Here is a 20,800-nt window from a genome sequence, read left to right on the forward strand (position 1 = left end):
TATAACCCTTTAAAGTGTAATTATTAGTGAGAAAGTCTCTATATTTTTATTGCCGCTACGTTAAAGCGCTGACGGAATGCCTTCCGTCAGCGATAGCAAGACTCAATGCAGTTGCACCGCATAATTTGTTAAAGGTGTAACTTTTTTCACCAACTTATTGTTATATAAAAACTGTTCGTAAGTCTCGTAGCGCGCTTTATCCAGCGCTGCCGGATCGGTGGCGAACAGGGGCACGGTTTGCAACCACGCCTGGTGGTTGAGTTCGGTCCTAAGCTCCGGGTGGGCGGCGGCGAACGCCTCCCAGCTCTTCTGCGGATGGGCGCGCAGATAGCCCACTCCCGCCTGCAGGGCGGTGAGGAATTTACGGATCTTCGCCTCATGAATTGCGTCGCGATGGGCGACAATCACCAGCTCGTCATAGGCCGGCACGCCGTAATCTTCGACGTTCATCACCACCGGCGTTTTGCCCTGCAGCTTCAGCTCCTGCGCTTCTATATTACGATAGCCGCCGATAACCGCGTCCACCTGGCCGGCCAGCAGGGCGCTGGTCAGCTGGAAATTGACGTTCACCAGTTTGATGCTGGCCGGATCGATCCCCGCATGTTGCGCCATGGTCGCCAGGGTGGCCTGCTCAATGCCGCTGACCGAGTAGCCCACCTTCTTGCCTTGCAGATCTGCCGGGGTTTTGATCTGCTTATCCAGGGCGATAACCGTATTCAGCGGCGAATTAATCAGAGTCCCGACGCGCACCAGCGGTAACCCTTCGTCAGCAAAGAAGTGCACCTGCGGCTGGTAGGTGATGGCCAGATCCGCTTGACGGGCGGCCACCATGCGCGGAGGCAGCGCGGGATCGGAAGGGGGGATAATCCTGACGTCCAGCCCCTGGGCCTTAAAGGCGCCGATCTGCTCGGCCACCATAATTGGCGCATGGTCGGGATTAATGTACCAGTCCAGCACCAGCGTCAGCGGTTCATTGGCCAGCGCGTGGCCGCTGAACAGGGCGGTCAAGGTTGCCCCGGCGAATAGCGACTTTTTCATCTGTTTTCCTTTATTACGTCATTCTTATTCCGGCGACCAGTCGATCAGCCGGTGTAGCAGGGTATCTACCGCCAGCCACAGCAGGAGGGTCAGTAGTACTAAAATAAACAGCGCGGCGAAGCAGATATCGGTTTGCAGTCGCGCGTTGGCGTTGAGCATGACGTAGCCCAGCCCCTCGGCGGAGCCGACCCATTCGCCGATGATCGCGCCAATGGGCGCCACCGCCGCCGCCATGCGCAGGCCAGAGCCCAGCGCCGGCAGGGCGGCCATCAGGCGGACATGTCGCAGTTGAGCGCCGAAGGAGGCATTCATGCTGCGCGCCAGATCGAGATACTCCTGGTTGACCCGCCGCAAGCCATCAAAGAAGGCGGAAGTCACCGGAAAGAAAATCACCAGCACCGCCATCGCCACTTTGGCGCTCATGCCAAAGCCCAGCCACAGCACCAGCAGCGGGGCGAGGGCAAAGACCGGGATCGCCTGACTGGTGAGCACCAGCGGCATCAGCCAGCGCTGCAGACGGGGGGAGAGGATCATGCCCAGCGCCAGGGTGACGCCGAGCGTCACGCCCAGCGCCAGGCCGCTCAGGATCTCACTGAGCGTGATAAGCGTATGCCAGCCGAGATAGGCGCGATTAACCCATAGCGCCTCGGCGACCGCCAGCGGGGACGGTAAAAGAAAATGGGGAATGCCGCTGCGGCTGGCCAGACCCCAGAGGAGCATCAGCCCGCCGAATACCATGCCGCCGCGCCAGAGACGTCCGGTCATGGTTGGGCCCTCATCAGCTGCTGCAGCAGGGCGGCCTGGCCGATCAGGAGATCGGGCGCGTCCGGCGCGCGCGGAGGTGTGCCGGCGAGGTGATGGCTATCATCAATGTCGCCGTCGGCCGCCGAGAGGACCAGCAGGCGGTGGCTCAACCGGCAGGCCTCCTGCGGATCGTGGGTGATAAGCACCACCGTGCGACCGGCCAGCAGGGTGGCCGCCAGGGTCTGAATGCGCGTACGGGTGAGGGTATCCAGCGCCGAGAAAGGCTCATCCATCAGCACGATGGGGCGATCCTCATACAGCGTGCGCGCCAGCGCGGCGCGCTGACGCATGCCGCCGGAGAGAGTCGCCGGGCAGGCGTCGGCGCAGGATGAAAGCTCAACCTGTTCAAGCAGAGCGGCGACCCGGGCACGATCGACTTTTTCACCGCGCAGCCGCGCGCCGAGGGCGACGTTGTCCCGAACGCTCAGCCAGGGGTAGAGCAGATCTTTCTGCCCCATCCACGCCAAACGGCCCTGAATCGGTTGCCCATCGCTGGCGACCACTTCTCCGCGGGTGGCGGGCGCCAGACCGGCCATCACCCGCAGCAGGCTGGTTTTGCCGGCGCCGCTGGCGCCGAGCAGCGACACCCACTGCCCGCCGGGGACCGTAAACGACAGGTTGTCGAACAGCCGACGGTCGCCGACATGCAGGCTCAGGCCACGGACCTCGATACCCGGCGCCGTCACGCCCGGGTCTCCGCCGCGGCGTTGAGGCCCATCTGCCAGAACTGCGCCTCAAGGCGGGTGGCGGTGGTGAAAATCTCGCTCAGCTCAGTGATTCGCGCCTCGCTCCCGCGCTGCTGCCACACCGTTTCCAACAGCGCCAGCGCGGCGCTGACGCCCTGCAGATAGCCTTCATCGCCATAGTTGCGGATCCATGAGGCGTAGGGGTTATCGTCCAGTCGGGTGGCGGGATGCTGCAGCAGGCCGAGACCGATTTCGGCGTAGCCCGCGACGCAGGGCATCAGGGCGACCAGCAGATCCAGCGCGTCACCCGAGTGGCCAATATCCAGCACATAGCGGGTATAGTTGAGGGTTTCGGGGGCTTCAGGTTGGGCGGCCATCTCCGGTTCGCTAATCCCCCACTGGGCACAGTAGCCGACGTGCAGCGGCAGTTCGTTGAGGATGGCATTCATCGAGGCGGCCGCGGCCCGCATCTCCGGCAGCGTGCGCAGTTTACTCACCAGCAGCGCGTAGCTGCGGGCAAAGTGAATCAGAAACAGATAATCCTGGGTCAGATAGCGACGAAAGGCGTTTTCCGCCAGCGTCCCAGAGGCAAGTTGCTGGACGAAAGGATGCGCCACATAGCGCTGCCAGTCAGCGGCGGCCAGCTGGCGTAAACGGCCGTAAAGACCTTGGCTAAAAGCGGGAACGATCACAGGACCTCCATTTATTCAGGGGAGATCCGGGCGTGCAGGGGTGTGAACAGGCAATGGCGGTAATGCTGGCAAAATTGCCGACCCGTCCCTTCGCTGGCATGACCCAGATCAGGTTCAAAGGGTTCGGCTTGCGCCATCTCAGCCCTCACGGGACACCCCTCGGTAGCGCTATGTTATACGACATTCACCTTTTGAATACAATCACCGCGCCACCTTGCCGCAGGATGATGGTAATGGGGGATAGCCAGCGCTTTTCCGCGCAAGAACTACTAACCACCGGGCCGCGACGAACGGAAGAGCGGCTTTTACGCGCGCAATAGTTTCGTTGTCGGCGCTGAATACCGTTTTTAACTAAAACCGCAGGCGCTATCTGCCGGTAAGATGCGCGCACTTTTATTGCTGTGGAGAGGCTGTTGATGCGTAAAGCCTTCTGGCTATTATTCGCGCTGGCGCTGCCGGCGCTGGCGCAGGATCCGGTGTTACCCGCCGTGACGGCGATCCATACGGCGCCCACCCTCGGTGAGCTGCCGCCGCCGGAGTCGCTGCGACCGTGCTGCGCTTTTGGTTACGACCTGCACGTGCGCGCGGCGGGCATTCCGATCCCGATGTACCAGATCGGTAATGTGTTGACTCTGGGTACGCTGGGTAAGCACCATTACAACGACAGCGCGTTCGGTGCGGTGAAAAATCTGCTGGGGCTCAGCGAGGAGCAGAACGGGCTTATCTATACCCGCCGCGGCGGGTTTATTGATATCGCCCATGTGCGCGATACGGCGGACAACACCTTTTATCTGTTCAATCGTATTGCGCCGACGCTGGGTCAGGCGGGGCGGATCTTCTACAGTGAAGAACTGGGCGTGCGCCGCGTGCAGCTGAATGCCTTTACGCCGCCGGCGGGCGTCAGGCAGCGCTATCAGCTGGCGGCCTGGCTCGCCGGGCATCTGGCCTTCGAAATCGCCCTGTGGCATGAGATCGCCCAGTGGTATGGCTTCCAGTCGGTCCCCGGGTTTTCCGAAGAGATTTCCGCTTTTTCGCCCGAGGATCTCTACTCCAATTTACTGGGCGCCAGGCTGGCGATTAATGTCATCCTCAGCGGCCACGGCGGTTCGCTGGAGGATTATAACCAGGCCATGGATGCGGCGCTGAAACAAGTGCTGACCCGGCTGCTGGTGGCGACGCGCGGAGAGACGGAAGCGATGTTTCAGCAGATCGACGGCGACTGGTGGAACAGTCACCGGCGGGTGCCGGATAAGTTTCTGGTACTGAAGCGTAACTACGATCTACAGGAAAACCGGCTGCCGACGCCGGTCCCATTCGAAACCATGCCGCCGTATCGCCTGACCATGCCGGAGCAGGTCGGGGGATTCCGCTTACGCGACCTCGGGGAACTGCAGATCTATCCAGGGCACGATATGCAGGCATTGCCGGTTCCCGCGCAATACTATGGCGCCGGAGCGTTCCAGGGGCTGGCGGACCGCGCCCATGAGGCGGATAAAACCCAGCTGGCGCGGACAGAAAAATAGCCGTAAAGGCTCAGGACGAACGCCCTGAGCCGGCGAGTTAGCGGAAGTCGACCCAGCAGGCGCCGTTGTCGGCAGAACGCACGCAGTTTTCCACCCAGCGGATGCCGAACGCCCCGGCGCGGGCGTCCGGGTACCAGAAGTCGGCCAGCAGCGCCTCGTCGCGACGGTCGGCGGCATCCATGGCGATGGCGAAGCGGCGATAGAGATTTGACCATGCCTCAAACAGTCCCTCGGGATGGCCGCCGCCGATGCGATCATCCTGACGCGCCAGCGGATCGAGATAGTCCATACCGCGCTCGAGGATGCGCACGGGTTCGCCCTGGATTTCGTAGCGTAGCTGGTTGGGCTGTTCATCCCACCATTCGAGACTGGCTTTTTCACCGATGATTCGCACCTTTTGCCCGTGCATCGAACCGCAGTTGACGGCGGAGCTCCAAAGTGAGCCGATGGCCCCGTTGTCATACTCCATCAGTACATGGGCGTTATCTTCCAGCGGCGCGCGGCTTTTGACGAAGCTTTGCCTGGCGCACATCAGCCGGGTGATCTTCAGCTGCGGGGCCATGGTTTCGACCAGAAACAGCGGATGGGTGGCCAGGTCGCCCAGCACATAGCTGGGGCCGACGAAGCGGGGATCGACCCGCCAGCGGGTACTGGCATTTTCCTGTTCCACCGGCTGGGCGTGAAAACCGTGGGCAAACTGCATATTAACGATACGGATATCGCCCAGCAGCCCGTCGGCGATCATCTGCCGGGCCTGCAGGATCAGCTGGTGGCCGGCATAGCCGTAGGTCACCCCGATAATCTTGCGCCGCCGCTGGCTGAGCGCCACCAGCTCGTCAGCTTCCTCGCTGCTGAAGCACAGCGGCTTTTCGCACACCACGTGCAGCCCGGCCTCCAGCGCGGCCCGGCAGATGGCATAGTGGGTGTTATTTGGCGTGGCAACTGACACCGCCTGAATGCCGTCAGGCCGGGCAGCCTCGCTGCGGAACAGGCTTTGATAGTCGGCGTAACAGCGGTCGGGATCCACCCCCAGCCGTTGGCCGAACTGGCGTCCGCGCTCGGCATCAATATCAAAGGCGCCGGCCAGCAGCGTGAAGGTGTTATCGCGCAGCGCTGCAGAGCGGTGAATATAGCCGATCTGGCTGCTGCCGCCGCCGCCGACCATGCCCCAGCGCAGGGTGCGGTCGAGAGGTTTTAAACCGTTAATCATGTCGTGCCTCCTGTCAGAATCCGACGTCGCGCAGATAGCGCAGACTTTCCGTGACCGCCTGCAGGCTGCCTGCGGCATGGCGCGGGTCGCGCTCTTGTTCAATGGTTATCCAGCCCTGATACCCCCGGCGGGCAAGAAAGTCTTTGATAGCCGGATAGTCAATGGCGCCGCTGCCGAGCGGGCACATCACCCCTTCGGCGCAGGCAGTGAAGAAGTCAATACCCTCATGGATAGCGCGCTGATAAACCTGCGGGTCGACATCCTTGAAGTGCAGATAGTCCAGGCGGTGGTAATAGCGATCCAGCCAGTCGAGCGGATCCATCCCGGCGTAATAGAGATGTCCGGTGTCCAGACACAACCCGGCGACGTCGTGCGGGATATCGTTGGCCAGCCGCTCGATCTCATCCGCGAATTCAATGCTGCCCCCGGCGTGCGGATGGATAACCGCCCGCACACCGTACTCCTGCCAGGCGAGGGTGCTAAGGGCGATAATGTGCTCCATCATGCGCTGCCAGTCTTTGTCATTGAGGCGCGGAGCCAGCGCGCCGCGCCCGGCAAAGCGCGCCCGTTCGGGGTTGCCGAAGTCGATAATCACCAGATAGGGCGGCTGGAAAGGGCGGCCCGGGATCGGTTCGGCAGCGGCTACCTGCGACAGATTGCGGCAGATTTGATGGGTCAGCGCCACCAGGGTGGGGAAATGGGCCTCGCTCACCAGATCGTCAAAGATCGTGCCGGCGACCAGCGACAGCTGATGCTGCTCCAGCGCCGCGCGCAGGCTGGCCGGATCGCTGGGGAGATAACCCCAGGGGCCGAGCTCAATGCTGCGATAGCCAGCCTGCGCCGCCTCCTTCAGCACGGTAGCCCAGGCAGGGAGGTTAGGGTTTTTCGGGTCATCGACGCCCCAGCTGCAGGGGGCGTTAGCGATAGGATGTATCATGTCGGCTTCCTTTTTCATACAAGGGATGCCGCTGAGTATTGAATAAAGATTTCATTATCAACAATGATGGAATTTTGATTTTATGATAATCATCATGATTTTAATTGATGGATTTTTTGATAATTTTTTATCAAATCGAGATGTGGCGCGGTCCGCCCGATACCCGTCTCCGCTGGAGACGGAGCCGGAAATTTACATATTTTCTTTGGTGATGATATCGAAAGGCTGAGGGAGTGAAATAACCTCGCTATGGGGGCGTGAAGCGGCGTCCGCCATGGCGCGCAGCGTAACGGCGGCAAACTCATCCAGCCGGTGGTTAAGCATGATGTCGATGGTGCCATCGATCAGGGCCAGTTCACTGTCGCTGAGCGGACCGTGGCAGACCAGAGCGATCTCCTGCTGACGGCCGCTGTCGCGCAGCGCGTCGACGATCCCTTCGACGCCGCCGCAGGGGGCGTAGATCGCCTGCAGGGCCGGGTACTGAGTCAGCATCTGTTCCGTCACGGTCCTGGCGATATCCGCCCGTTCATGACTGCGAACCGGCTCAAGGATCTGTTGCCCCTTGCCCTGTTCTCGCAGGCAGGAGCGAAAGCTGATCTCACAGCTTTCCTGGCAGGTAAAACGATTATCGCCAATGATAATGCCAATTTCGCCATTCCCCCGGCATAAGCGCTCGATAAACCAGGCGGCGGTGCGCCCGGCTTTATGATTATCGAGGCCGATATACCCGCTGCGCTGGGGGACCGATAGATCGGAAAGCAGGGTGAACACGCGCACGCCGCGGGCGGCGGCCCGGGCCACCGCGTGGCGAATCAGCGGGTGATCCAGCGCCACCAGGCCGAGCACCTCCACTTCATCGCTGAGTCGGTGAATGGCCTGAGCCATCGCTTCCACCGCATCGATGGCAAAATGCAGTATCACCGGCGCCTGGCCCGCCGGTAGCCATGGGGCAGCCTCGCGCGTCAGCGCCCGGGCCAACGGCAGGTAGAAGGAGTGGCTCTCCTGCAGCAGGATAAAGCCCATTCTGATCGTGACCGGCGCTTTGCCGGCAGCCAGGCGATAGTGGGGCTGCTCGAGGGTAAAACCCAGCCGGCGGGCGGCCTCCAGCACGCGCCGCGCCGTGGACTCTTTCACCGCCGCGCGCTTATTGAGCACCCGGTCGACGGTGGCTACGCCGACGCGCGCTTCACGCGCAATGTCGGCAAGGGTGATTTTAGTGGCGATTTTTTTCAAGGTAATTGTCGCTATGAATGAGCGTAATGATAGAAACTATCACGGTTAGCCTGGGCAGAAAAGCGACTCTCTGCCCGCCCTGGCCTATGCCGCTGCGCCTGCCGGGTAACCCCTGTTGGCGATGCACACTCTGTGATCAAAAGCGACTACCCGTTCTGGCATTGCTGCTATGCTGTTGAAATAAAATTATTATTAAAGGCAGCATCGCTTCTGTTGGTTAAACTGCGCGCAAAGTCACCCTCAGAGGGCTTTACTGGGCGCATAACCGACTATACTTGGCGCGCTCGCGCGTAATTGCGGTTTCTCGGTGTCTATTTTGCTTTCACTTTAAACCAGCGTTGGGGCTGCACAGCGTTAAGTGCCGTTCCGCGCCGGCAGTGGGTCGGTTTGGGGCCTGTATGTTATTAAAAGAGCTGGCTGTTTTTGAGGTCTTAAGCACCCCGATATGGGTAGTTCATCCTTTTAACGAAAGGGTGGTCTATGCCAATCAGGCTTCCCGGACATTGAGCGGCGAGATGTCGCTCTATGAGATGCGTAACGGTATTTATTCCACCTGTCCGGAAACGCAACTGCAGCACTACCTTCGCTATCTCGACACCATGAGCGAGATATTCGAAGTCTGGACGTTACCCACCGCCAATGGGTTGCAGTCGGTGTATTGTAAAACCACCCTGATTGATACCGAAGACTGTGGTTGCTTGCTGCTGTTTGAAGCCGTGAAGCTGCTGGCGCAAAATCAGTCGATTCATACCGGCTCCCGCCGCTACCAGCGGCGTAACAATGGCTTTTTCGCTCGCTTTTTTATGACCAATACCGCGCCGATGCTGTTGATCGACCCTCATAAAGATGGCCGGATTGTCGATGCCAATATTGCCGCGCTACGTTTTTATCATTATTCCGATGAGGAAATGCGCACCAAACATACCTGGCAAATAAATACCCTGGGCCGGGACGTCATCCCCATTATGAATAATATTGCCAATCTGCCTGGCGGTCATAAACCGCTTAATTTTACGCATATTCTGGCTGACGGCTCGCTACGTCATGTCCAAACTTATGCCGGGCCGGTGGTGCTGTATAATATTCGACTGATGCTATGCATCATTCACGATATCACCGAAGAAGTGCATCTGAAAAAAGAGCTGGAATTTTCCGCCGCCCACGATCCGTTAACCGGCTTGCTTAATCGCCGGGAGTTTCACCGTCTGGTTGAGGCGCCAACTTTTATCCCCCGGGGTTATTGTCTGCTGTTAATCGATATCGATCATTTCAAGAGCATTAATGATATTCACGGCCATCAAAAAGGCGATGAGGTCCTGCTGGTGCTCTCTCGTATTCTGGAAACGTCGGTCGACCGCGAAGATAAAATTTATCGCTGGGGTGGAGAAGAGTTTCTGCTTTTTTTGCCCCATTCGCCGATCGGCCGCGCGCTGATACTGGCGGAGGGGATCCGCCAGGCGGTTAGCGAATACCAGACGCTGTCGGTGACCGTCAGCATCGGCGTGGCTGAACATCATGACGGCGAAACGGTTGATCAACTGTTTTCCCGCGTCGATAAAGCGCTGTATGCGGCAAAAAATGACGGGCGTAATCGGGTCTCGCGCCTGCCGTTTGAAAATGTGGAACTGCTGCATAGCCGCGGAGGCGCGGCCTGACCAGCCCGATGCTTTTTCTCCCCGCCGGACGCGCAGGCTGACTCACCGACTATACTGAGTGAACGCCAGCCTGCTGATTTAGGTGGCAATATTGTTAGCCTGTCGCTGAGGTGGCAAACGACATATGGTGCGTCTTTTCGTTCTCCTGTCGGTACTTTCGCTTTCCGCGCCAGCGACGCTGGCGGCGAACGGCCACGCCATCAAACAGCGTGCCGATGCCGTATTGACTCTGATGAGCTATACCGTCGTCCCTGACGTGACCGCCAGCGATCTCAACATTGGTTCCGGCAGCAACGACAAACATAATCTGGCCATCACCCAGTTTGGCGGCGGGGCAACCCTCAGCGAGTCGTTTCCTCTGTACCTTGAAGGTACGATGGGTTACAGCCGTTACGACCCGCGCTTTGTGGTCAGCAATGGCGAACAGACGCGGAATGTGCCGACCAAATGGAACAGTCTGACCACCACCGGCGGCGTCGGTTGGGATTTTTCGCTGCACCGGGACAGCCTCGGAGGCAACCTGGTGCTGCGGCCGATCGTCAATGTGATGCTCGGTACCCTGGCCAGCGATGCGCGTATTGGTAGCTGAGCAATTGAGCGAAAAACCAACGCCGATCTGCAATTTCTCGACGGCGGTCGGTTCAACGCCTGGGGGCTGGGCGGGGCACTGATGCTGGATTACGAACGCTTCTCTGCCACCCAGGATATTGATGCCGAACTGCGTTACTCCTATATGCATCTGCAAAGTTTCGGCAGTAGCGCCGAGGTGGTGCAGGGCGAGGCCAGCGCGGAGAATCTCGGCCTGTATCTGCGCCGCCGCGCGCCGATAGCCGACTGGTCGCTGCTGGGCAACCCACTGCGTTATGTGCTGGAGGGGGCGCATACTGAATTTCTCGGCGAGCAGCGAGGGGCGCTGGGCTTTACCGGTTTGACCTCCTTGGGGGTTGGCCTCGAGCTGGACAGCAGTAAATACCCGGTCTTTATCACCCGCACCCGGCTGGTGGCGCGCTATATGTTCGGCAATAACACCACAGGCTATGGTGTAGGCCTGGCAAAGAGTTTTTGATAGTCCTGCAAATGGGCCAATTCAGGCGCGGTAACAATAATCAGAAACAGGTAATTTCGACTTAGCCATGCTTCAGGGTATGATGCGTTGATTTTATAACCATTATATTCGTGAGGGATTATGGCGAAGGGATTCTTTCTGTATCACCTGGATAAAACCACCTGTGGGGGACGCATACTTTCGGGTGCGCCTGATGACACTTACCACATTGGCGGCATTGAGCGGCAACAGGTCAGGGTGGGCGATCCGGTGACCTGCGGTAAGCACGAGGGGCGATTTCGCGTCTGTGGGGGAATGGGTGACACCTACGATGTCGGTGGATCCCTGAAAGAATGGGCTGGCTCACTGGACAGCTACAGCTCTTGCCCGTGTCGTGCTCGGTTCGTCCCGACCGTCTTTTCTCACTCCTACGATAGGGACTGCAATGCCGGGCGGGTAGCTGAACGGGCGGAAACGGCGAAGAAAAAAAACCAACAGCCTGAGCCTGAACAGCGTGCGCAGGACGCAAAGAAAAAACGGGAAATCACACTAACCATCGGTGTGTTTTTTGATGGAACCGGAAACAATGCGAATAATAGCGGTGACCGTCAGGCCGCCTGTTCCGGCGAACATTTCGGGATGAATGACGCCGATGCGGTAACGGCGTACTCTCAGTGCGTGCGACTAAAGCATGGCTATAGTGGTACTGCCGCAGGGAGCTATATTGGCTATTATAGCAATGTGCACTGGTTGTATATATTGTACAGGCAGGATATCCGACCCGATAGCGGAGCAGGCCAGCACGCCATTTATGTTGAAGGTATTGGCACGGAAGACGGAGCTGGCGACAATACTTACGGAATGGGTACTGGTCGAGGCGATACCGGTGTGGTGAGAAAAACCGATAAGGCAGTTGCAGCTCTGACTGTCGGTATTCAGGAATATTTACTTCAGCATGCAAGCGATGGTTCCTGCACCATCAAAGAGATACAATTTGATATATTCGGTTTCAGTCGCGGGGCTGGTGCGGCACGGCACTTTGCCAATCGGGTATTCAGTCAGGACCGTGCCATTATCACGGCGATTAGAGCCGGTTTGAATGGTATTGAATTCTCCGGTGCACCAGGTGGTAAAACCCGCTTTCTGGGCATATTTGATACCGTGGCGGCGATCGGCACCCCGGTTAACGGCTTTAACCCGCACAGCGCAGACACAGGAGATGTCAATCTGGCGCTACGTCCAGGTGTAGCGGAGAAGGTTTTTCACATCACCGCGCAGCATGAATGTCGTTTTAACTTTGCATTGAACAGCGTAAAGCCAGCGTGGCCGGAGCTGGCGCTACCCGGTGCGCACTCCGACATTGGTGGCGGCTATAATCCCAACGAGAATGAAGCTTATTTCCTTACCCGACCAGAGTTTGAAACCGTCCCCTTTTCCATCCCGGATACGGAAACGCGTATTTACCGGCAGACCTGTGCAAAACTTAAAACCATGGACGGCTATCCGGCAATAGCTCTACTGCTAAATGCGGTAGAGGTGAGCGTCGATACCTGGCATGACGACAGAATGCCAGCTGACCGTTACGGCACGCTACAGAAACGCAGTGGAGCAGCTCTGGTTATCAACCGTCCGACTTTCAACGACTGGTCAAAAGTGGTATTGCGGGTGATGCTCGATGCGGCCCAGGATGCCGGGGCGGTGTTTGAACCTATTCGAGATACAAATGCACACTTAAAGCTTAGGCAAGAACTGAACGGTTTGTGTGAAAAAGCGATTGCGATGGGCCGAGCCATAAGGAGTGGTAAGTCTGCCCCAGGCTTTACCACACCGGAATTGCGGATGTTGGCCGAAAAATATATCCACTGCTCGGCCAACTGGAACAGCGTTATACGAGACAGTCGGGGTATTATCAGCGGTGCGGTCAAACCGGCGAAGCTGGTGACATTCACCAACCGGCCTGATGACCGCTGGCAGCGTACCGTTTACGATATGGACGGAAATAAAATATGGAAATAATACGTGCGGCCTGTCTGCTTCCATTATTGGCGCTGGCTGCCTGTCAGGGAAAACCTTTGCCCAACACCGCCATGCATAGTGATGCGCCAACAGAGTGGAGTTTTAACTTTTTCACACCCAAAGCGTTACCCGCCGTGGTGACGTTTGCCGCTATTCTTGACGTTGATGGAAATGACTATCGCTTTAACACGCTGAATAGCACACCCGATCTGCCTGGCGTGATCGGCGAGTGGAACGACAAAGACCGTGCGCCGGTAGGGTACTGGAATCACGTAAAGCGCCCTCCACGACATATTATTTTTTGCTGGGACTCGATTATTGATAAAAAAGTGTATGAAACCCATTTGACGATCCCTAAATCGATACTGGAACAGATGCTTATGCCGAGTAAATATAAGGATTATCGGGGACGTATTGCCTGGTACGACAGAATGCAAATTGGTCTGGCTCCAGAAGGAAAAGTGGCCGTCTGGTTACAGGGAAGTGGATCTGAATCTAATTACCGCGTCACTCCGTCAGTCCTGAAAACCGTATCAGGTAATAAATTAGATATTTGTAAAGATATAACAAGGAGCGATTTTTCTTATGGATATGACAAAGATATTATAGATTTTATCAAAGGGAAGCACTACCCTTACGGTAACTGGTAACCAGCCTAATCCCCCTGAAGGATCTTTTAAGATCCTTTAGGGCTTGGTGCTGATTTATTGTCTTACCGAAGGTTGTTTCCGCTTCTCAAACGGGTCAATCCTGACACCACACCCGCTCGCCATTCACCCACGTCTCGCTGATATTGCGTTCATCACCCAGGGTCATCAGCACGAACAGCTGCTCATAAATGTCATGGCAGCGGCCTATGCGCAGGCGCTGCAGCGGGGTGACCGCCGGGTCAATCACCACAAAATCCGCCTCTTTGCCCGGCTGGAAATTGCCAATTTTCTCCTCCAGCCGCAGGGCGCGCGCCCCGCCGAGGGTGGCGTGATAGAAGGCCTCGCTGGCGCGCAGGCGATAGCTCTGCAGTTGTCCTACCTTGTAGGCCTCGCCCAGCGTCCGCAGCATGCTGAAGGTGGTCCCGGCTCCGACGTCGCTGCCGATGCCCATCCGCACCTGGTGCTGCCAGCAGGCGGGCAGGCGGAACAGCCCGCTGCCGAGAAACAGATTCGACGTCGGGCAGAAGGCGACTGCGGACCCGGTGTCATGCAGGCACTGCCACTCGGCATCATCGAGATGGATCCCGTGAGCGAAGACGCTGCGTTCGCCAGTGAGCTGATAGTGATGATAGACATCCAGATAGCGCGCATGCTCAGGCCACAGCTGTTTAACCCAGGCGATCTCCTCCCGGTTTTCACTGAGATGCGTCTGCAGCCAGGTGTCGGGAAACTCGGCCCGCAGGCGCTGCACCGCCTCCAGCAACCCCGGGGTCGAGGTGGGGGCAAAGCGCGGGGTGATGGCATAGCCCAGCCTGCCGCGCTGATGCCAGCGGCGGATCAACGCCCGGGTCTGCTCGTAGCTCTCCCCGGCGGTTTCGCACAGGTAGTCGGGCACATGGCGATCCATCATCACTTTCCCGGCGATCAGGCGCATATTGAGGCGCAGCGCTTCGCTGAATAACGCCTCCACCGATGCCGGATGCAGGGTACAAAACACCAGCGCGGTGGTGGTGCCATGGCTTATCAGCTGATTTACAAAAAACTGCGCTATCTCCTGGGCATACTCCGCATCGGCAAACTGGCTCTCCACCGGGAAGGTGTAGGTGGTGAGCCACTCCAGCAGCTGTTCGCCAAAGGCGCCGATCATCTCGGTCTGCGGATAGTGAACGTGGGCATCAACGAACCCCGGCAGCAGCAGCTTACCCCTCAGATCGACATAGCCCTTCATGGGATGCAGAAAGGCTTCCCCCTCCTGCCATGGCAGCAGGGCGATAATTTTCCCCTCCTGCAGGAACAACAGGCCATCATCGAGATAGCGGGCCTGGGCGGCCACCTCATCCGGGGTCTCCGCCACGCCGGCGATATCAAAAAATGCACCGCGCACCGCGGTCTGGTAATCCATCATCGAACCTGCCTTCTCTTAACGCGCTGGGAATAGTGATAAACAGCAAGATTGGTGCCAGTTTGCAGCCTGCCGCGGCCAGACGCCGCGGCAGAAGGGGAAGGTTACTCTTTTTGCGCCACCGCGCCGGAGCGGAAGGCGGCTTTCGCCTGCACTTCGCGCTCGTCGCGAGCCAGCCAGCGGTAGGTGGTGGCGCCGAGGAAGACGCCGATAAACCAGCTGAAGTTCGCCACTTCATGCAGGGCCGGAATAAAGCTGATAATCAGCCCCAGGCCCACCGACGGCAGCAGGGCGGCAATCGCTTTCGGGTTAAAGCCGTTGCGGTACCAGTATTTACCCTGCGGCGTATCGTCAAACAGATCGTCCACTGACACCCGGCCGCGTTTGATCAGGTAGAAGTCGGCGATCAGGATGCCAAACAACGGGCCAATAAAGGCGCCCAGTACGTCGAGGGTATAGTGGATCAGCTCCGGCGAGTTAAACAGGTTCCACGGCGTCAGGAGTATCGAGCCCACTGCGGCGATCATCCCGCCGGTACGGAAGCTGATTTTCTGCGGGGCGCAGTTGGAAAAATCGAAGGCCGGCGAGACGAAGTTAGCCACGATATTGATGCCGATGGTGGCGGTGATCATGGTCAGCAGGCCTATGGCCACCGCCAGATCGTTACCCACGCGGCTGACGGTTTCGATCGGGTCGGTGATCATTTTGCCAAACAGCGACTGGGTGCCGGAGACAATCACCACGGTAACCACCGAGAATAGCAGAAAGTTAAACGGCAGTCCCCAGCGGTTACCGCGGCGGATCTCGCCCATGCTTTTGCCGTAGCGGGAAAAGTCACCGAAGTTAAGCAGCGGCCCGGAGAAGTAGGAGACCACCAGCGCCGTGGCGGTGATCATCTGCCAGGTCTGCTCGCCGGCGCTCAGGGATTTGCTGGCGAGGGTAAAGGAGATCCCATCCAGACCGGTCTTGTATACAATCCAGCCGGCCAGCGCCAGCATCACCACATAAACCGCCGGACCAGCGATATCGATAAAGCGTTTGATGGCGTTCATGCCATGCCAGAACACCATCGCCTGCAGCAGCCACATAGTGGCGAAGCTCAGCCAGCCTAGGGGCGACAGCCCGAGAAAGCTGCTGCTGGTCAGCGAGGCAAGGGAGGGCCAGAACTTGAGCAGGACCAGCATCAGGGCATTCGCCGCCAGATAGGTCTGAATACCGTACCAGGCAAAGGCGATCAGCCCGCGGATCACCGCCGGGATATTGGCGCCGAAAACGCCAAACGCCTGACGACAAATCACCGCGTAAGGCACCCCGGCCATCTGGCTCGGCTTCGCCACCAGGTTGGCGCACAGCTGCACAATACAGATGCCCACCAGCAGGCAGAGCAGAACCTGCCAGCTGGCCAGCCCAAGCGTAAAGAAGCTCGCCGCCACTACGTAGCCGCCCATGCTGTGCACGTCCGACATCCAGAATGAAAAGATATTGTACCAGCTCCAGTTCTGGTCGCGGGTCGGCGCCAGATCGTCATTACATAGCCGCGGACTGTAGCCGGCGGCCGCCTCGTGAGTCTTCGTCTGCTGCGTGTGGGATGAATGTGGCATGAAACCTGCTCCTCTGAATGAAAACCTTTGATATGGATTGCTGAGGCTATTGCAGGATCCAGGCCAGAATGATGAATCTTGTATACAAAAAATAAATTTTATGTATACGATCTGCTATCGATAAGTGAAACCGGAGTGGGTTAATGAATAATGAACATCGTCTCCAGGCCGCGCCAGCGCTGCAGGACAAGGACGAAAGCATTTACCAGGCGCTGATGACGGCTATCGTCGAACATCAGCTGCCGCCGGGCAGCAAACTGCCGGAAGAGGCGCTGGCGGAGGTGTTCGCCGTGAGCCGCACCGGCATCAGAAAGGTGCTGCAACGACTCGCCGCTGTGCAACTGGTCACGTTGACGCCCAAACGTGGTGCACACGTCACCAGCCCGAGCGTGGAAGAGTCCCAGGCGATCTTTCGCACCCGGGCGCTGCTCGAGGTCGCCAATCTCCCCGATGTGATCGCGCGCTGTCAGCCGCCGCATCTGGCGGCGCTGGAGAACATTATTCAGCGTGAACAGCAGGCCCATGCGGCGCACGACGGCCCGGCGGCGATCCGCCACTCCGCTGACTTTCATATTCAGCTGCAGGCTATCTCCGGCAACCCGGTGCTCACCGAGATGGTGACCCGCCTCAGCCAGCGCTCCTCTTTAGTGATTGCCGCCTGGGGCGCCCCTTGGCGACAGGGCTGCCGTTGCGACGATCACCAGCAGTTGGTCGGTTTGCTGCGGGATAAAGCCCTGCAGCCGCTCAGCGAGGCGCTGATGCACCATTTTGATCATATTGTCGCCAGCCTGTGCTTCGAGCGCGATGGCGTCAGCCTGCCCGATTTTTCCCGGCTGTTCGCCGGCCACAAGGAGTCGTGATGTCTTCCGTTCGTATACAAGTGATTAACCCCAACACCAGCCTGGCGATGACCGAAACGATAGGCGCTGCCGCGCGTGCGGTCGCTGCGCCGGGCACCGAGATCCTTGCGGTCTGTCCCCGCGCCGGGGTGCCGTCAATTGAGGGCCACTTTGACGAAGCCATCGCGGCGGTCGGCGTGCTGGAGCAGATCAGGGCCGGACGCGAGCAGGGGGTGGATGGGCATGTGATCGCCTGCTTCGGCGACCCGGGGCTGCTGGCGGCGCGGGAGCTGGCCCAGGGGCCGGTGATCGGTATCGCGGAGGCGGCAATGCATATGGCGACGATGGTCGCCACCCGTTTCTCCATTGTGACCACGCTGCCGCGCACGCTGATCATCGCCCGTCATTTGCTGCACCAGTACGGATTTCATCAACACTGCGCGGCGCTGCACGCCATTGACTTGCCGGTGCTGGCGCTGGAAGACGGCAGCGGCCTGGCGCAGGAGAAAGTGCGTGAGCGCTGCATTCGTGCGCTGAAAGAGGATGGTAGCGGGGCGATTGTCCTTGGCTGCGGCGGGATGGCGACCCTGGCGCAGGAGCTGACCCGCGAGCTGCGGGTGCCGGTGATCGATGGCGTCAGCGCGGCGGTGAAGATGGTGGAGTCTCTGGTCGCGCTGGGCCTGGCGACCAGCAAGCATGGGGACTTAGCGTTCCCGGAGAAAAAAGCGTTAAGCGGACAGTTTCAGTCGTTAAATCCATTTTAAAAGGGGCAGGAGATGGGAGAGAACCAGGAACACTATCCTCGCGATCTGCGAGGTTACGCAGGGGAGCCGCCGCACGCGCGCTGGCCGGGTGGGGCGCGGATCGCGGTGCAGTTCGTCCTCAACTATGAGGAAGGCGCGGAGAATCACGTCCTGCATGGCGATGCGGGTTCGGAACAGTTCCTGTCCGATATTATCGGCGCCGCCAGCTACCCGGCGCGCCATATGTCGATGGATTCACTCTATGAGTACGGCAGCCGGGCAGGGTTCTGGCGCATCCATCGCGAGTTCAGCCAGCGCGGGCTGCCGTTGACGGTCTTCGGCGTGGCGATGGCGCTGGCGCGGCATCCGGAGATTGTGGCGGCGATCAAGGCCGCGGATTACGATGTGGTCAGCCACGGCTGGCGCTGGATCCACTATCAGCACATGGATATCGCCGAGGAGCGCGCGCATCTGCAAAAAGCGGTGCAGGTGCTGACCGACCTGTTCGGCAAACCGCCCACCGGCTGGTATACCGGCCGCGACAGCCCTAACACCCGCCAGCTGGTGGTGGAGCACGGCGGCTTTGACTACGACAGCGATTATTACGGCGATGATTTACCTTTCTGGAGCGAAGTGGCCTGCAGCGACGGCAGCCAGCGGCCGCACCTGATCGTGCCTTATACCCTCGACGCCAACGACATGCGCTTCGCCACCGCCCAGGGATTCAACACCGCGGAGCAGTTTTATACCTATCTGAAAGACAGCTTTGACGTGCTATACGCCGAGGGTGAAACCGCACCGAAGATGATGTCCGTGGGGATGCACTGCCGACTGCTTGGGCGTCCAGGCCGTTTCCGCGCGCTGCAGCGTTTCCTTGATTATATCCAGCAGCACGACAAGGTGTGGGTCTGCACCCGGCAGCAGATTGCCGACCACTGGCGCGAAACCCATCCTTATCGCGGGTAGCTTGTTGCCCCTGATCCTGGCCCTCTCTTCAGGGAGAGGGCTCCGCCCGGTCGCGTCTGTTACACCGGTTTACCAGAATGTAATTTGATTATTGAATAAGCATGGCGAGGAGTACCAGGCACAGCAGCAGCACATAGATGCGCGCATACCATACATCAGGTACCGCAGGGATTGCCCGGCGGCTAAACACTATCCCGGCCCAGCCGGTCAGGACGAGCAGGCCTAAAATTTTCAGGCTGATAAACCCCAGAAATCCGCTCAGCGGAATGCTGTGCCAGCCAATGACGGCATAGGTCACAGCCCCGCATAGCGCCACGGGCAAAGAAAGCGGGTTGGATGCGCTAACGCACTCCTGCATTGCATACCCGTGTCGCCGTAGCAGGGGCACAGTCATGACGCTGCCGCCCACGCCCAGCAATGCGGCGATCGTACCGATAATCACACCGCCGCCGGTGACCACTGGCAGGGACAGGCGACGCCGAGCGCTGCCCGTGAAAAAACCCTTGCGCAACAAACAATCGCTGATGGTTGCCAGCATATAGAGAATAAACAGCACGCGAACGATCTTCTCGCTCAATATCCCCGCCAGACAGGAGCCTACCACCGCCCCAATGGCAATAAACCATAACAACGGAAACAGCGTCTGCGCGGCAAGCCTGCCCGCCCGCCAGTTTCGATAGCTGACCCAGCCGGCGTTAAATATCATCACCGCCGTTGAGGTAGCCACCGCGACATGCATGGCGTTGCCTGCGATCGCCGGCTGCCGGAGCATCAGTTGATAGACAAAGGGCACCACCACAAAGCCGCCGCCGAAGCCGAAAAGCACCGTGGTAATGCCGGTAGTAAAGCCTGCCAGCGCAATAATAACGATCTCATTCAAGAGAGTATCCCCGACCTGAAAATGAGCGAGCAGCTTATACCGGTCGCGTACTGCTTCCCATTTGCGTAGCGCTCAATTACCTTTGTAAATCGGTCAGAGGGAGGCAGGTGTGCGCAACGTAAAAATTGACGAGGTCGATCGACTCGATCGTGATGTGGTGGCGTTAGGTAATGACTATGCGCAGGGATTTATCCTGCCCCCGCACCAACATCGTCGCGCACAGCTGCTGTATGGCGCGACCGGACTGATGTATGTCACTACGCAGGACGGAGAATGGGTGGTTCCTCCGCAACACGCTGTCTGGATCCCCCCTGAAACCGTGCATGCCGTCAGATTTGCAGGGGTGACCACGCGTAGCTTGTATATTGAGCCAGATTGTGTGGCCGCTTTCATTAAACACCGTCGTTGCGAAGTGATCAGCGTCTCGCCGCTGTTGCGCCAGCTACTGCTTGAGGCTGTGGATTTACCACCGTTGTACGACAGCCCACGCGATCGCACGCTGATACAGTTGATGTTACTGGAACTGGCCGCCATGCCGGTCCGCGAATTTGACATTCCGTTGCCGCAGCATCCGGCGCTGCTGGCGCTTTGTCAGGCTTTTTTGCTTAACCCCTCTATCCATGATCCTGCGGCGCGCTGGGCCAGGGCGCTGTTTATGAGTCCTAGTACCTTTCGCCGCCATTTCCTGAAGCAGCTGGGCCTGTCGTTTTCCGCCTGGCGACAGCGAGCCTGCGTGGTGAGCGCCCTGGCATGGTTGATAGCAGGCAAACCGGTGAACGAAGTGGCATTATCCCTTGGATACGACAATGCGTCCTCTTTCGCCACCATGTTCCGCCGTGTGACCGGGCAGCCGCCGTCGTTTTATCACCCAGCCTGAGGC

Annotated in this window: 17 protein-coding genes, 3 pseudogenes and 1 riboswitch; of the genes and pseudogenes, 10 read left to right on the plus strand and 10 right to left on the minus strand. The window is 58.8% G+C overall.

Annotated features, from left to right (window positions below; translation table 11 throughout):
* Positions 1-102: 102 nt before the first annotated feature.
* Genes IB144_RS12740 through tenA form a run of 4 tightly spaced genes read right to left on the minus strand, consistent with a single transcriptional unit; the run spans position 103 to position 3,220 of the window.
* Positions 103-1,038 carry an ABC transporter substrate-binding protein gene (locus tag IB144_RS12740; protein WP_004176075.1) on the minus strand — a complete coding sequence of 312 codons (936 nt, stop codon included), beginning with the start codon at positions 1,036-1,038 and terminating at the stop codon, positions 103-105.
* A gap of 24 nt (positions 1,039-1,062) precedes the next feature.
* Positions 1,063-1,803: an ABC transporter permease gene (locus IB144_RS12745; RefSeq protein WP_004180004.1), complete on the minus strand. Its 741-nt coding sequence runs from the start codon at positions 1,801-1,803 to the stop codon at positions 1,063-1,065.
* Positions 1,800-2,528 carry an ABC transporter ATP-binding protein gene (locus IB144_RS12750; protein ID WP_032418931.1) on the minus strand — a complete coding sequence of 243 codons (729 nt, stop codon included), beginning with the start codon at positions 2,526-2,528 and terminating at the stop codon, positions 1,800-1,802. Before IB144_RS12750 ends, IB144_RS12745 begins: the two co-directional genes overlap by 4 nt.
* Positions 2,525-3,220 carry a thiaminase II gene (tenA, locus tag IB144_RS12755; RefSeq protein WP_004189951.1) on the minus strand — a complete coding sequence of 232 codons (696 nt, stop codon included), beginning with the start codon at positions 3,218-3,220 and terminating at the stop codon, positions 2,525-2,527. Before tenA ends, IB144_RS12750 begins: the two co-directional genes overlap by 4 nt.
* Before the next feature lie 68 nt (positions 3,221-3,288).
* Positions 3,289-3,390, minus strand: a riboswitch (TPP riboswitch).
* On the opposite strand from tenA, the pseudogene IB144_RS12760 reads away from it, so the two are divergent.
* Positions 3,391-3,477, plus strand: a pseudogene (locus IB144_RS12760) (hypothetical protein); the annotation flags it as partial.
* Between the two features lie 159 nt (positions 3,478-3,636).
* Positions 3,637-4,743 (plus strand): DUF4056 domain-containing protein, encoded by a 1,107-nt coding sequence (locus tag IB144_RS12765; RefSeq protein WP_032418932.1) that lies wholly within the window; start codon positions 3,637-3,639, stop codon positions 4,741-4,743.
* A gap of 37 nt (positions 4,744-4,780) precedes the next feature.
* Here the strand turns inward: IB144_RS12765 and IB144_RS12770 are convergent, their stop codons facing one another.
* The 3 genes from IB144_RS12770 to IB144_RS12780 form a co-directional block, all read right to left on the minus strand.
* Positions 4,781-5,953, minus strand: coding sequence for a Gfo/Idh/MocA family oxidoreductase (locus IB144_RS12770; RefSeq protein WP_032418933.1), 1,173 nt, complete (start codon positions 5,951-5,953; stop codon positions 4,781-4,783).
* Positions 5,954-5,966: 13 nt separating this feature from the next.
* Complete coding sequence (locus IB144_RS12775; RefSeq protein ID WP_016946782.1) at positions 5,967-6,890, minus strand: TIM barrel protein; 924 nt, start codon at positions 6,888-6,890, stop codon at positions 5,967-5,969.
* Positions 6,891-7,082: 192 nt separating this feature from the next.
* Positions 7,083-8,123, minus strand: a complete 1,041-nt coding sequence (locus IB144_RS12780; protein ID WP_004148452.1) for a LacI family DNA-binding transcriptional regulator — start codon at positions 8,121-8,123, stop codon at positions 7,083-7,085.
* Between the two features lie 398 nt (positions 8,124-8,521).
* Here IB144_RS12780 and IB144_RS12785 point away from each other — a divergent pair, with 398 nt between their 5' ends.
* From IB144_RS12785 to IB144_RS12800, 4 genes and pseudogenes are all read left to right on the plus strand, one after another.
* Positions 8,522-9,778: a sensor domain-containing diguanylate cyclase gene (locus tag IB144_RS12785; protein ID WP_040216038.1), complete on the plus strand. Its 1,257-nt coding sequence runs from the start codon at positions 8,522-8,524 to the stop codon at positions 9,776-9,778.
* 124 nt (positions 9,779-9,902) lie between these two features.
* A pseudogene (locus IB144_RS12790) lies at positions 9,903-10,844 on the plus strand (hypothetical protein).
* 120 nt (positions 10,845-10,964) lie between these two features.
* A complete protein-coding gene (locus IB144_RS12795) occupies positions 10,965-12,839 on the plus strand; it encodes a DUF2235 domain-containing protein (protein ID WP_040167047.1) in 1,875 nt (624 codons plus the stop codon).
* Positions 12,830-13,489, plus strand: a complete 660-nt coding sequence (locus IB144_RS12800; RefSeq protein ID WP_040216036.1) for a DUF2931 family protein — start codon at positions 12,830-12,832, stop codon at positions 13,487-13,489. The genes IB144_RS12795 and IB144_RS12800 overlap by 10 nt, the downstream gene beginning before the upstream one ends.
* Before the next feature lie 94 nt (positions 13,490-13,583).
* Here IB144_RS12800 and guaD read toward each other — a convergent pair whose 3' ends face one another.
* Both guaD and IB144_RS12810 read right to left on the minus strand, forming a co-directional pair.
* The gene (gene guaD / locus IB144_RS12805) at positions 13,584-14,894 is read right to left on the minus strand and encodes a guanine deaminase (RefSeq protein WP_065888679.1); all 1,311 of its coding nucleotides are present in this window, start codon (positions 14,892-14,894) and stop codon (positions 13,584-13,586) included.
* Between the two features lie 101 nt (positions 14,895-14,995).
* Entirely contained in the window at positions 14,996-16,492 is a 1,497-nt protein-coding gene (locus tag IB144_RS12810) for an NCS1 family nucleobase:cation symporter-1 (RefSeq protein WP_004224955.1), read from the minus strand.
* Between the two features lie 143 nt (positions 16,493-16,635).
* Here IB144_RS12810 and IB144_RS12815 point away from each other — a divergent pair, with 143 nt between their 5' ends.
* From IB144_RS12815 to puuE, 3 genes and pseudogenes are all read left to right on the plus strand, one after another.
* Positions 16,636-17,352, plus strand: coding sequence for a GntR family transcriptional regulator (locus IB144_RS12815; RefSeq protein ID WP_004179987.1), 717 nt, complete (start codon positions 16,636-16,638; stop codon positions 17,350-17,352).
* A pseudogene (hpxA, locus tag IB144_RS12820) lies at positions 17,352-18,223 on the plus strand (allantoin racemase). The gene IB144_RS12815 and the pseudogene hpxA overlap by 1 nt, the downstream one beginning before the upstream one ends.
* Positions 18,108-19,040: an allantoinase PuuE gene (puuE, locus tag IB144_RS12825; RefSeq protein WP_004176098.1), complete on the plus strand. Its 933-nt coding sequence runs from the start codon at positions 18,108-18,110 to the stop codon at positions 19,038-19,040. The pseudogene hpxA and the gene puuE overlap by 116 nt, the downstream one beginning before the upstream one ends.
* Before the next feature lie 88 nt (positions 19,041-19,128).
* Here the strand turns inward: puuE and IB144_RS12830 are convergent, their stop codons facing one another.
* On the minus strand, positions 19,129-19,920 hold the full coding sequence (locus tag IB144_RS12830) for a sulfite exporter TauE/SafE family protein (protein WP_004189980.1): 792 nt from the start codon (positions 19,918-19,920) through the stop codon (positions 19,129-19,131).
* 109 nt (positions 19,921-20,029) lie between these two features.
* On the opposite strand from IB144_RS12830, the gene IB144_RS12835 reads away from it, so the two are divergent.
* Positions 20,030-20,797, plus strand: coding sequence for a helix-turn-helix transcriptional regulator (locus IB144_RS12835; protein ID WP_004176100.1), 768 nt, complete (start codon positions 20,030-20,032; stop codon positions 20,795-20,797).
* Positions 20,798-20,800 lie beyond the last annotated feature (3 nt).

The sequence above is a fragment of the Klebsiella sp. K4 genome (assembly GCF_014596785.2).
Classification (GTDB): domain Bacteria; phylum Pseudomonadota; class Gammaproteobacteria; order Enterobacterales; family Enterobacteriaceae; genus Klebsiella; species Klebsiella pneumoniae.